Origin of the sequence: Arthrobacter sp. NtRootA1 (assembly GCF_019976975.1) — a bacterium.
Classification (GTDB): Bacteria; Actinomycetota; Actinomycetes; order Actinomycetales; family Micrococcaceae; genus Arthrobacter; species Arthrobacter aromaticivorans.
Genome location: NZ_AP024630.1, coordinates 2,035,588 through 2,048,016, shown reverse-complemented (window position 1 = coordinate 2,048,016; position 12,429 = coordinate 2,035,588). Strand labels below are relative to the sequence as shown.

The 12,429-nt window shown below is 62.9% G+C and carries 10 protein-coding genes; 3 read left to right on the top strand and 7 right to left on the bottom strand.

Annotated elements, in window-relative coordinates; all coding sequences use genetic code 11:
* Window positions 1–3 precede the first annotated feature (3 nt).
* From LDN90_RS09345 to LDN90_RS09320, 6 genes are read right to left on the bottom strand one after another with little or no spacing between them, the layout of a single operon-like run.
* Entirely contained in the window at window positions 4–990 is a 987-nt protein-coding gene (locus tag LDN90_RS09345) for an aldo/keto reductase (RefSeq protein ID WP_223948788.1), read from the bottom strand.
* Entirely contained in the window at window positions 987–1,826 is an 840-nt protein-coding gene (locus LDN90_RS09340; protein WP_223948787.1) for an ATP-binding cassette domain-containing protein, read from the bottom strand. The genes LDN90_RS09345 and LDN90_RS09340 overlap by 4 nt, the downstream gene beginning before the upstream one ends.
* Window positions 1,819–2,739: an ABC transporter ATP-binding protein gene (locus LDN90_RS09335; RefSeq protein WP_223948786.1), complete on the bottom strand. Its 921-nt coding sequence runs from the start codon at window positions 2,737–2,739 to the stop codon at window positions 1,819–1,821. Before LDN90_RS09335 ends, LDN90_RS09340 begins: the two co-directional genes overlap by 8 nt.
* A 1-nt stretch (window position 2,740) precedes the next feature.
* Window positions 2,741–3,682, bottom strand: a complete 942-nt coding sequence (locus tag LDN90_RS09330; RefSeq protein WP_223948785.1) for an ABC transporter permease — start codon at window positions 3,680–3,682, stop codon at window positions 2,741–2,743.
* Complete coding sequence (locus LDN90_RS09325) at window positions 3,679–4,614, bottom strand: ABC transporter permease (RefSeq protein ID WP_223948784.1); 936 nt, start codon at window positions 4,612–4,614, stop codon at window positions 3,679–3,681. Before LDN90_RS09325 ends, LDN90_RS09330 begins: the two co-directional genes overlap by 4 nt.
* 3 nt (window positions 4,615–4,617) lie before the next feature.
* On the bottom strand, window positions 4,618–6,192 hold the full coding sequence (locus LDN90_RS09320; protein ID WP_223948783.1) for an ABC transporter substrate-binding protein: 1,575 nt from the start codon (window positions 6,190–6,192) through the stop codon (window positions 4,618–4,620).
* Window positions 6,193–6,385: 193 nt separating this feature from the next.
* On the opposite strand from LDN90_RS09320, the gene pdxA reads away from it, so the two are divergent.
* Both pdxA and LDN90_RS09310 read left to right on the top strand, forming a co-directional pair.
* Window positions 6,386–8,779: a 4-hydroxythreonine-4-phosphate dehydrogenase PdxA gene (gene pdxA / locus LDN90_RS09315; protein WP_223948782.1), complete on the top strand. Its 2,394-nt coding sequence runs from the start codon at window positions 6,386–6,388 to the stop codon at window positions 8,777–8,779.
* A gap of 64 nt (window positions 8,780–8,843) precedes the next feature.
* A complete protein-coding gene (locus LDN90_RS09310; protein ID WP_223948781.1) occupies window positions 8,844–9,626 on the top strand; it encodes a DeoR/GlpR family DNA-binding transcription regulator in 783 nt (260 codons plus the stop codon).
* Window positions 9,627–10,069: 443 nt separating this feature from the next.
* Here LDN90_RS09310 and LDN90_RS09305 read toward each other — a convergent pair whose 3' ends face one another.
* On the bottom strand, window positions 10,070–10,297 hold the full coding sequence (locus LDN90_RS09305) for a hypothetical protein (protein WP_223948780.1): 228 nt from the start codon (window positions 10,295–10,297) through the stop codon (window positions 10,070–10,072).
* Between the two features lie 620 nt (window positions 10,298–10,917).
* Between LDN90_RS09305 and LDN90_RS09300 the strand changes: the two genes are divergently transcribed.
* Window positions 10,918–12,303 carry an alpha/beta hydrolase family protein gene (locus LDN90_RS09300; RefSeq protein ID WP_223948779.1) on the top strand — a complete coding sequence of 462 codons (1,386 nt, stop codon included), beginning with the start codon at window positions 10,918–10,920 and terminating at the stop codon, window positions 12,301–12,303.
* The last annotated feature ends 126 nt before the right edge of the window (window positions 12,304–12,429 follow it).

Below are 12,429 nucleotides of genomic sequence, written 5' to 3'. Positions count from 1 at the left end.
TGGTCAGCGGTTGTAGGCGGGCATTGGCCCGCGCAGAGAGGTCCCGACGGCGTCGCATGCTTCAACCACATCAGCTGGCAGCGGTCCGTTGGCCACGGAGGCAATGTTGGCGCGGAGCTGTTCCACCTTGGAGCCGCCAAGGAGCATCGACCCGACGCCGGGACGGTAAGCGAGCCAGCGGAGTGAGAGCTCGGCCAGAGAAATTCCGGCCCCGTCCGCGATCCGGGACAGTTCCTCGATCGCGGCGAAGAGTTGGCGGTCCCAGTACCGCTGCGTGTACATGGCGGCAAGCTTGGAGTCACCGTAGCGGCCTTCGGTGGGCTTGGCCTCGAACTTGTGCTTGCCTGTGAGCAAGCCACCGCCCAGGGGGTTGTAGACCATGGTGTGCACGTTGTGCGTGGCGGCGAATTCGAGGTATTCCTCCTCAAGCCTGCGTGCCACCAGGTTGTAAAGCTGCTGTGCCACAATCGGACGGGGAGCCCCCACCTCGCGGGCAGTGTGGACTACGTCTGCGATTTGCCAGGCGGCGAAGTTGGAGACGCCAAGCGAGCCGATCTTTCCCTCGGCCGCCAGTTCCGCGATGGTGGTGAGCGTGGCGGACAGTGGGGTGGCCCGGTCCGGCTGGTGCAGGTAGAAGAGGTCGATGCTGTCCACGCCAAGCCGGCGCAGGCTCCCTTCAACGCTGGCGCGAAGTCCTGCCGGTGAGAGCGGTGAATTGGAGCCGTGATCCGCGTGGGGCATCCCCGCCTTAGATGCCAGTACAACGCCTTCACGGCGTCCTTTGAGGATTCGCGACAGCATTTCCTCCGTAGTACCCCCAACGTAGGCGTTGGCGGTATCGATAGTGGTGATCCCGGCGTCGAGGGCTTCTTCCACCATCCGCCCGGCGGTGGCTTCGTCCGCGGTGTCGCCGAAGGTCATGGTTCCCAGGACCAGTCGGGAGATGGGGAGCTTCAGGCCATCGAGGGTCTGTTCGGGTTGCGTGCTCATGCGGTGGTTCCTTGGTTAGACAGTGCCAGGGACCGGACCACGTGCCGCGGTTTGAGTCCCTGCATATTGGACGGGTCCAGGGCGGCCCGCCGGAGTTTGCGCGTGTAGTCCTCGGTTGGCGAGGTCAGGACTGAGGCCGTGGTGCCGTGTTCCACCAATTTCCCGCGTTGCATGACCATGACGGTATCGCTGATCTCCTGCACCACGCCCAGGTTGTGGGAAATGAAGACGTAGGTAATGCCGGTTTCATCCTGGATGGACTTCAGGAGCCGAAGGACCTGGGCTTGCACGGAAACGTCCAGGGCGCTGGTGGCCTCATCGCAGACCAGGAGTTCGGGCTTGGAGGCAAGTGCGCGGGCGATGCCGATGCGTTGGCGTTGACCACCGGAGAACTCGGACGGCCTTTTGTCCAAGGACCTTACCGGCAGCCCCACCTGGTCGATCAGTTCCGCGGCGGCTTTGAGGCGCTGGTCCTTGGAACGGACCCCCTGCAGTTTCAGGGGTTCGGCCACGATTTCCTGGGCCGTCATGTGCGGATCCAGCGAACCGTAAGGATCCTGGAACACCATTTGGAACTTGGAGCGCATGGGCCGCAGCCTGGCTTCGCTCATGCCGGCGATGTCCGTTCCGTCCAGCTCGATGCGCCCGCTGGTGGGTGTAACCAGCCGCATCAACGCTTTCGCCACGGTGGACTTGCCGCAACCGGACTCACCCACCACCGCGATCGTCTTGCCCTTGTCCACAGCGAAGGACACATCATCCACGGCGCGGAAGGTCCCGCCGGGTACGTGGTAATCCACCACCAGGTTGTCGACGGCGAGGAATGGCTTAGTCATTGCTGGCTCCGCTCTTGGTCAGGGCTGGGTCGGTTGCCGCTTGGGCATGCGCGCCGCCGGAAGTCTCGTCCCAGGGGCCGAGGACCGGCACGGCGGCCAACAGGGTCCGGGTGTATTCCGTGGCCGGGTGGTCCACGATTTGCTGGACCTCCCCGGATTCCACGAACGAGCCATCCTTCATCACATGGATGCGGTCCGAGATGAGACGGGCCACACCAAGATCGTGCGTGATCATCAGGATGCCTATGCCACGCTGTTCCTGAAGCTCCAGCAGCAGGTCCAGGATGCCGCCCTGCACGGTGACATCCAGAGCCGACGTCGGCTCGTCGGCAACCAGCAACTGCGGTTCGCTCGCCAACGCAATGGCAATCAACACACGCTGGAGCATTCCACCGGAAAGCTGGTGCGGGTACTTCTTCAGCTGCTTGTCCGGCGTGGGAATGTGCACCTGTTCCAGCAGCCGGATGGCCCTGGCCTGCAGCGCGTTCTTGTCCTTCGCCGGGGCGGCGCCGGCAATCCTGATGGCTTCGAAGAGTTGGCTCCCGATCGTGTGGACCGGGCTCAACGCCGTCATAGGGTCCTGCGGAATCAATGCCAGCGTCCTGCCGCGCACCTTGTCGATGGCCTTCGGATTGGCGGAAATGTCGACGCCGTCAATCACCACTGTGCCGGACAGTACCGCGAGATCTTCTGGCAGCAAGCGCAAGATGCCCATCGCCGTCGTTGATTTACCGGAACCGGACTCACCGATGATGGTGACCGTCTCGCCGCGGTGGATGCTGAAGGTGACGCTGTCAACGGCGCGAACGATGCCGCCGTCGGTAATCAGTTCAACCTGGAAGTCGCGGACTTCAAGGAGCGGCTGGTCCTTCAACGCAGGGGACTCTTTCGGGGCAGCGTGTTGTGCAGTCATGTCAGGCACCCTTCTTCTTGCGGCGGGGGCGGTCGCGGAGTCCGTCACCCAGCAGGTTCACGCCAACCACCATCAGCACGATTACCAGGCCGGGCAGGGTGACCATCCACCAGGAGGTGGTGATGTAGTCCTGGCCGTCGGAGATGATGCGGCCCCAGGTGGCGAAGGGCCGCTGCGGCCCGGCGCCGAGGAAGCTGAGCGCGCTTTCCAGCAGCACGGCCTGGGCCAGCAGGAGCAGCACCACGAGGGTTGCCTGCTTGATGACGTTGGGAATGATGTGCCGCAGGAGGATCTGGATGCGGTGCAGGCCGAGGATCCGTGCTGCGGAAACGTACGGTTTTTCGCGTTCCACTAGCACCATGGAACGCGTGAGCCGGGCGACTTCAGGCCATTGTGCGATGGCGATAACAAACGTGATCACCGGGATTGACGGGCCGAACAGGGCAACCACCAGCAGCAGCATCATGAGCAGCGGCAGGGACATCTGGGCTTCAAGGATGCGCGAAACGATGGTGTCCACCCAGCCGCCGAAGTAGCCGGCGGCCGATCCGAGAATGATGCCGATCGCACCGGAGACCAGCACTGCCAGCAGCCCGATGGTCAGTGACACTTGGCCGCCGTGAAGCACCCTGGAGAGGAGGTCGCGTCCCAACTGGTCGGTGCCGAAGAGGTGCCCATCGCTCAACGGTGGAAGCCGCCTGGCGGAGAGGTCCTGGAAATTGGCGTCAGGGAGCGGAAGGACTTGGGCCAGGATAATGGGGATGATCACCAGCAGGGTGCAGACTGTGCCGACGATCAGTTTCCACTGCGATGCCTTCCGACGGCGGGTGGCACCTGCCTTGGCGATGTCGGCTTTGGTGACTGCGCTGGGACTGGGCCGCCGGGCGGGAGTGTCCGCTGGGCTTCCTGGAGAAGCGGGGGTTGCGGTGTCGCTGAGGCTCATGCTGTTGCCGCCTTTCCAAGACGAACGCGGGGATCCAGGAGCGGGTAGGCGAGGTCGATGAGCAGCTGGACGGCGACCGCCAGCAGTGCGGTGAGCAGGACCGTGGCCTGGATGAGGGGGTAGTCGCGGGTTTCGAGGGCCCTGACAATCAGGGAGCCGACGCCGGGCCAGGCGAAGACCACCTCCACTACCACCACGCCGTTGAGCATGGCGGCGAAGCGGGTGCCCAGTGCGGTGAACACGGGGATGGCTGAGTTGCCCATGGCGTAGCGCCAGGTCAGCACGGAGTTACGTACGCCGCGGGAGCGGGCAACCATGAGGTAGGGGGCTGCGAAGTTGTTGGTCATCTCACGCCGGACCATTCGTGAAATCAGGGCGATCTGCAAGATGGCGATGGTGATGGTGGGCAGGACCAAACCGCCCCAGGTGGCGAAGCCGGAAGCCGGGAAGATCGGGATCAGCACGGCGAAACCGGCGAGGAGCATGATGCCGGTCCAGAAGTCGGGCATGGACTGACCGGCGATGGTCAGCACGTTCACGCCGAATTCCCGGCCGGTGTCCGGGCGGCGGGACATCCAGACGCCCAAGGGGATGGCAATGACGGCGGTGAGCAGGATGGACGCCGTGGCAAGGGTCAGTGTGTAGGGCATCCGCTCGGCAACCACCTGGATGGCGGGTGCCTGGAAGGAATACGACTGGCCCAGGTTTCCCGTGAAGAGCTGCTGCAGGAAGATCCAGTACTGCTCCAACAGAGGCCGGTCCAGGCCGAACTGTTCACGCACCCTGGCGAGCTGCTCAGTAGTGGCCAACGGTCCCGCGTAGGAAACGGCCGGATCACCAGGGGCCATGCGGATCAGGATGAACACGGTGGAGACGGTGAGGAACACAGTCAACAGGCCCTGTCCCACACGTTTAAGGATGTAGTTGGTCATGGCTTAGGCCTCCAGCCGTGCGTCGACCAGCGGGTATGAGTTGGTGGGTGCCAGGTTGATGCCGGTCACCCTTTCGCGGTGGGCCAGGACGGACTTGGGCACGAATGCCCATGCGCAGGGCCAGGTGTCCCAGATGGCCTGTTGGGCATTGGCCAGGAGTTCTTGGCGGCGAGTCGCGTCCACTTCGGAAGAGGCTGCCTGAATTTTTGCCTGCACCTCCGGGACAACGTAGCCCTGGTACGTATCGCGGGTGGCTTCCTTCTCGGGAGTTCCCGCGTACATGCCCTGCATCATGGTGATGGCCAGGCCCGTGGGACTGCTGAAGCCGTTGCCCAGCAGGTCCCAGTCGCCTTGCTTGCCCTGGCGCCAAGCGAGGATGTTACCGCCGGGTTCGAACTGCTGGAGTTCTGTCTTGACGCCGATGGCACCGAACATTTCCACCAGGGCCTCCATCACGGAGGTATCGGAGGCGAACTCGCCCGTTTCCCAGATGATCTTCAGGGTGAGGTCCTTGACACCCAGCTCAGCCAGGCGGGCCTTGGCCTTCCCAGGATCGTAGGCGTAGGTGCCGGTCTTGTGGTAACCGGTGAGGCTGGACGGTGTGACGCCTTCGGCCTGGCTAACGGAGTCCACCAGGACATCTTTGACCAGCGCTTCGCCGTCGATCGCCCAACTGAGTGCCTCACGGACCCGGACGTCGGCCAACGGGTGGCCGGCTGGTTTGCGGAAGTTGTAGAAGATCTGGTTCAAGCGGAGGCTCGAGGCTTCTTTGAGTTCGACGCCGGGAAGTCCGGCCAGCTGCTCCCGGGAGTCGGGGGTGATCGAGTCGATGATGTCCACCTCGCCGCTGCGCAGGGCAATGACACGGCTGGACTCCTCCGGCAGGAAGCGGACTTCAACGTTCTCCACCGCTGGCGGCGTGCCCCAGTAGTTCTCGTTGCGGGCCAAGCTGTAGGTTCCGGCGCCGCGGTTGAATTTGGTGACCTTGTAGGGCCCTGTTCCCACGCCTTCCTGGAGTTCTTCAGGCTTGTTCTGCGCGGCGGGGGTTATCAGGATCATGCTCATCAGCGAGTCCAGGATGGGAACCGGATTCTTGGAGACCATCTTGAAGGTGCGCTCGTCAACGGGCACTACCTCGGGAAACTCGGGGAAGAAGCCGGCCACGAAGGAGCCTTGGACCTGCTTGTACATTTTGAGGGCGGTGGCAACGTCTTCGATCCGGACCGGGCTGCCGTCCGAGTAGCGGATGCCCTCACGAAGCGTGACAGTCCACTCGGTGGGGCCGGTCATGTCGAACCGTTTGGCCAGTACCAGAACCGGCTTGGTTTCCGGGCCGATGGCTGTGAGTCCTTGGCGGACGGAGCGCTGAACGGTCACGGCCGCGTCGAACTGGTTGAGCTTGTTGTCCAGACTGACGAGGGACCGGTTGAGGGCCAGCGTCAGGGTACTGGGGCCCGGTAGGCCGGTGGGGCCTGCGCAGCCTGCGAGGCTGCCCGTGCCCAGCAGAAATCCTGCCGCGGCACCGAACTGCAGGAGGCGGCGACGGGAAATCTCACTTCCTTGAGGAAGAACGGTCATCGTTGACCTCTCGGTTGGTCGGGGGTTCGGCTGCCGGCCGGATGGCTGCGCCGATGTTATGTCCATCACTTTGCCATCCTTGCGCTAATTGCGCAACCCTCCTAGCGCGTTTCGCGCAACTGTGTCATGATGTTTGGAAGCAGACCGCAATAACAGCGGCCTGCAAGCAGCCCGCCGACAAGAGAGGAGCACCGTGGCTTCCATATTTGTTCAGGCCGATGACTTCTCCGGCGCCGCCGAGGTCGGTTCCTGCTTCGCCCGGCATGGGCTGACGGTGCAGGTTCAGTTGGCAGCGGACGCATCCCTGCCAACCAGCACCGGGACGCTGGCGCACGACGACGACCCTTTCGTGGGCGGGGACGTCACCGATGTTTTGATCACCGATACCCACTCGAGAGGGCTCCCCGAAGCAGCGGCCGAGACCTTGGTGGCCGAGGCGTTCAGCAGCCCTTCAGCCCTGGCAGCCGCCGTAGCCTTCAAGAAGATCGATTCGCTGTGGCGCGGCAATGTCAGAGCTGAAGTTGGGGCCATACTTCGGCTCGGTTACAGCGCTCTGGTGGCGGGATCACTCCCCCAACTTCAACGTACCGTGCTTGGCGGAGAGCCCTTTGTTGCGGGTATTCCCCTGGCGCAAACGGACCTTTGGCAGGCCGAGTCGATGGCACCTCCCAGCAGCATCCCGGCCCTCCTGCGGCCCGAAGCTCCGGACTCAGTACACACAATGGACCTGGACCTGGTTCGCTCGCCCGAGCTGCCAACCAGGCTGGCCTCCCTGCTCGACGCACAGAAACCAGTGATGCTGGTTGCCGATGGCGAAACCGTCCAGGACCTCCATCAAGTTGTGCAGGCCCTGCTGATGCTGAACACTTCTGCCCTGAAACATCGCGTCGTCCTGGTGGGCACGGGAGGGACTGCGGACGTGCTTGCTGAGCAACTCACCGCACAACTTGCGCGAAATGCGCAATCTACGCGTCTAGCTGACAAAACCACCACGCAACCCGAGCAGCGCAACAGAGCAGTACTCGCCGTCGTCGGCTCTGCCTCAGGTGCTGCGCAGTCGCAACTGGTTCAACTGGAAGCACGCAGCTTCACAATAGTCAGACTGGCCCCCCTCTCACCCGAAGCGGCCAGCGACGCGCAGCTCGAACAAGTAAGGCTCGCACTGCAGTTGGGTACAGATGTCGCCTTGTCCGTTGAAACTTCGGACGTGGACCCACGCAACGCTCCGGCCATCGTCCGGGGACTCTCGCGTTTCGCGGCGGCAGCCGTCACCGGCACCCGCGCCGATCCAGACCTGATCCTCACCGGTGGCGAGACCGCCCGGGAAGTCCTGGACGCCGTCGGAATCCGCAGCCTGGAACCGCTCAGCGCGGTGCAGCATGGCGCCGTCCTGAGCCACGCAGACAACGGAACCCTCGTGGGCACCAAACCGGGCAGCTTCGGTGACGACCTTGCCCTGATACAGCTTTACGACGAAATACGAGAGCTGCGCGGCCAGGCCGCCCGCACTCCCTCCACTCCTTCTCCCCGCACGACTTCCAAACAAAATGGAGCAAACATGACAACCGCCGCACCCGATAACAATGCCCTTCCCCTAGTTGCCGTCACCATGGGTGACGGTGCCGGTGTGGGACCCGAAGTGGTAGTCGCTGCTGCCCTCGATCCGCAAAGCAATGCCGAGTGCCGGCCCGTAATCATCGGCGACGCGTTGCGGCTCCGACAAGCCTCGGATGTCCTGGACATCGAGGCTGACATCCAGGTGATTGAAAACGTCGAGGATGCAGTCTTCACACCGGGCAGGGTCAACGTCATCGACCTCGCGCTGCTGCCGGAGGACCTTGCATGGGGACAGTTGTCGTCAACGGCCGGGCACGCCGCCTATGAGTACATCCGCGTGGCCTGCGAGCTGGCCATGGCGGGACGGGTCCAGGCCATTTGCACCGCCCCCTTGAACAAGGAAGCGCTCCACGCCGCGGGGCACATTTTCCCCGGCCACACCGAAATGCTGGCCCAGCTGACCGGCACCGAAGAGGTGTCCATGATGCTTTCCACGCCCAAAATCCGGGTAATCCACGTGACCACCCACATCGGGCTGATGGATGCTATCCGCAAAATCGAACCCGGTTTGGTGGAGCGCACCATTCGCCGCGGACACGAGGCACTGGTCCGCGCCGGTATCCCTAACCCCAAGATCGGCGTCTGCGCCATCAACCCGCACGCCGGTGAGAACGGCCTGTTCGGCCAGGGCGAGGAAGCCGAGAAGATCGAGCCCGGCGTGAAGGCAGCCCAGGCCGTCGGCATCAACGTCGTGGGCCCGTTGCCAGCCGACACCCTGTTCTTCCTCGCAGGCCGCGGCGACTACGACCTCGTGGTTGCCATGTACCACGACCAAGGCCACGGACCCGTGAAGGTGCTTGGCATCGAAGCTGGCGTGAACATCACCGTCGGCCTGCCCGTGATCCGCACGTCCGTGGATCATGGCACCGCCTTCGACATCGCAGGCAAGGCCATCGCCGATTCCCGCAGCATGGTCGAAGCCCTCCACCAGGCAGCTGAGATGGCGACGCGTCCCAGCCTGGCCGTTTAGAGGGCCCGGTTGCAAGTACCCGGCGGTTAGCATGGTTACCAATGCCACGGGAAGGAGGCCAAGGATGCTCTCGGCAAGTGCAAGGCGCGAGGAAATCTATCACCTTGCCGTGACTACGGGCTTGGCGTCCGTGGAGGAGCTCTCCACACGCTTCGACGTCACAGCCTCCACCATCCGACGCGACCTGGCGCTGCTCAACTCGCAGGGACGGCTGGCCCGCACGTACGGCGGGGCCATGGCCTTGGGGGCGCACCCCGAAGCTTCGCTGCGGCAACGCACCGGCGAAGCGTTTGAGCAAAAGCACGCCATCGCGAGATGGGCCGCATCTGAGGTTCTGGCCGGGGAAAACATACTGCTCGACGCCGGGTCAACAGTGGGCGCGTTAGCTCACGAGCTGCGCGGGTTCGTGAGATTGTCCGTAACCACTCCCGGCATTAACACCATGCAGGAACTCGCCGACTCAGAAGGCATCGAAGTCGACTGCCTCGGCGGTCGTCTGCGCAGTGTCAGCCAGAGCTTCGTGGGTCCACTGGCCGAGGTAGCGCTGGAACGAATGAGCTTTGACCGTGTGTTCCTCGGCGCCGACGCTGTTACCGCCGAAGACGGGATCTGCGAGGCAGACCACGCCCAGACGCGCCTCAAGGAACTCATGGCCCGGCGAGGCAGCAACGTATACGTCTTGGCAGACTCCTCCAAGCTGGGAGTGCGTCCTTTCCACGCTTGGGCGCGGCTGGCGCTTCCCTGGACCTTGGTTACTGACGACGGCGCTGATCCCGAGCAGGTGCGCAAGTTCACTGACACAGGGGTTGGGGTGCAGGTGGTCGGGATTACAGGGGAGCTCGGGTAGGACAATGGCACGGTTCACGCTGATGACAATGAACCCGGCCAAGACATAAGCCTCCCCATCAGCGGCCCCGAATACAGCCGGTTCCAAGCCAAGTTCATCTACTCGGCAGCGCCATCGCAGCCACCAATCGGATTACACTGCCGCCAAGAACACATCTGGCCGCCGACGAAAGACACTCTGGACCTGGTCGCGTATTTCGAGACATCGACCGTCCGCGATTAGCTCGTGGCTGACATCCCGAGGCATGGACGACCGCCTCAGCATATTGTCTTTGCACATTCTCGCAGCGCGCCACATTGGTCGCGCATCTAATGGGCTCACAACTACTCCTGCTCGCCTTCACCCGGACGATGCTTGCCACAACTCGCAAGGGATTTCGACGATGTCCAAGTACCGTCAAAGCAGTGCGGCCGGAGAGGCCAGCCGTCATGCCTGCGCATGGGTCACATTGAGGACGCAACCACGGCGTCGTGTTCAACAGTGCAGCCGAACGGAACGAGGGGGGAAATTTGCACAGAGAAGCGGTTGAAGTCGTGTCGGGTCACCAATACGCCACCGGCCTGACTCGAGTACGCGTGGAGCTCAGCAGCGGCGACCGCGGCGGTGATTTCTTGCTCCGCCTCCATAGCAGACGTGCAACGAAAGTCGGCGAAGACCAGGTCAGGGCTCATTATTTTCAATACTTCCTCGGACTATACACGCGGCAGCGGTGCTCCGCGCGAATGTGTTAAATGGATTTAGCCAGGATCCGCTCAATCACTCGTTGTTGTCAAGGCGGAACTTCCCACGCGCACTGTAAAGACTTGCCAGACCTTTTTGGCCCTGCACATAGGCGCCTCCAGTCGACCCTCGCCCGTCGGGGGCGAGGGTCGACTGACGATCGCCCCGGATCCCACGCCTCCTTCGAGAACTCCAGGACACAACCGGCGTAGCAGTGTTGCTCACATCACGACTGGCATGGGCTCCCGACTGCGTAATGCACTGTGATAGCCCCCAGTCGGACAAGTGCTGAGCGGCCACCCCCGGCGGGATCTCCTAATGCCCATCCCCCAAGGATCCTCCGAAGGATTGTTCCCCCTAACAGGTACGTGACCGTAGCGACGTTTGTTGACTCCGAGCGCACCCCTAACCCCTTCGCGGCTTCACGGAGGGTGATCCTGAGGTCTTGACAGGCCAACAGCGCGAACTTAGCTTTGATAAAAGGATTTAACACCGACGACGCTTGACTATGAGGTCATCAAAGCCGGCAGGTCCCGATTTCCATCCCGACGTTGTCTTGGAGAAAAATTCAATGCATCTGCACTTTCGATCTGTTCATGGTGCCCGTGTGCACGGGATCGGGGTGGCCGCGGTCCTTGGACTGAGCGCCGCCTTGTTCTCTGCTCCACCTTCGGCGGCTGAGGATCTTCCGCCCGCACCCGCCACGACAGCTGTTTCAGGAGCGACGATCATTGGGCAGAAGTGGCTCACTGAGCGCAGCCTGGAGCTGACGGTCAATTCGCCTTCGTTCACGGCACCGGTCCAGGTGGAGGTGATGCTGCCAAACGGGTACGGCGAAGATACCTCCCGCAACTGGCCCGTCACCTACTACTTGAACGGGACGCATCATGACCAGACTTTGTTCCGCACAGCTTACAACGGTGAGGCCCTGACATCCTCTTACGCCTCCATTATTGTCTCGCCTAGTGGTAACGCGGGGTACTGGAGTGACTGGTTCAACAACGGCGCAGGGGGCCCGCCGATGTACGAGACGTTCACGACCCAGCAGCTGATACCGCTGATCGATGCGAACTTCCGCACCCTGAAGGACCGCGCCCACCGCGCCGTCCTCGGAGATTCGATGGGCGGTTACGGCACGCTGATGCTTGCTGCCCGGCACCCTGATCTGTTCGTGGCAGCGTCCAGCCTTTCCGGGGCCGTGGATACCAACTGGCTCCCCGGTGCCGCCGTGCACACAGTCAGCCCCGTCCTGGATACGGCGATCCCGGATTCCATCTACGGACCCCGGGCAACGAACGAGGTCAACTGGCGCGGACACAACCCTGTGGACATCGCGGCAAACCTGCGCACCGTGGATGTCCAGCTCTACACCGGCAACGGCGTGCTGGGCGCAAGCGAGGTGACCGACCCTACCGCCCCATCCGGCTGCGCGCTGGAGTCGGGAATTATCCTGCCGGAGACGCAAAGCCTGCACAACACCCTTGTTAGCCAGGGCATCCCGCACAAGTACGCCACCTACGACTGGGGCTGCCACAGCCCGGCGATGTTCAAACAGGAGATCGCAGAGACACTGCCCCGGTTCACGGAGGTCTTCGCCAAAAACACACCGGCGCCAGCCACCTTTGATTACCGTTCCCCTGCACCGGCCTTCAATGTCTTTGACTGGTCAATCACCGCCGATCCGGACCGGGCCGCAGAATTCCTGGACCTGCGTAGTGCCAGCAACACCGGACTCACCATCACCGGCAGCGGCACCACCAGGATCACCACGCCCCCTATTTTCCGCAGGAACAAACCCGTCACGGTACTGGTCAACGGCGCGCCCACAACCCTCAGTTCCGACAGCACCGGCCGGATCACCGTCACCGTGGACCTCGGCCAACCCAGCCAGGACCAGCAGTACACCCTCGGCGCCACAACCAACCTGCGCACCAGCGTCATTAGCTTCCTCCGCTAACAACCCTCACACCCACTGGAACCCGTTCCTGTTGATTGGTGGTGAGTCCAGATACGTGGCGGAAGGGCGTGTCCCTCGCCCTTCCGCCACTCGTAACAACGAACATCATGTCCTTCCCAATGTCGC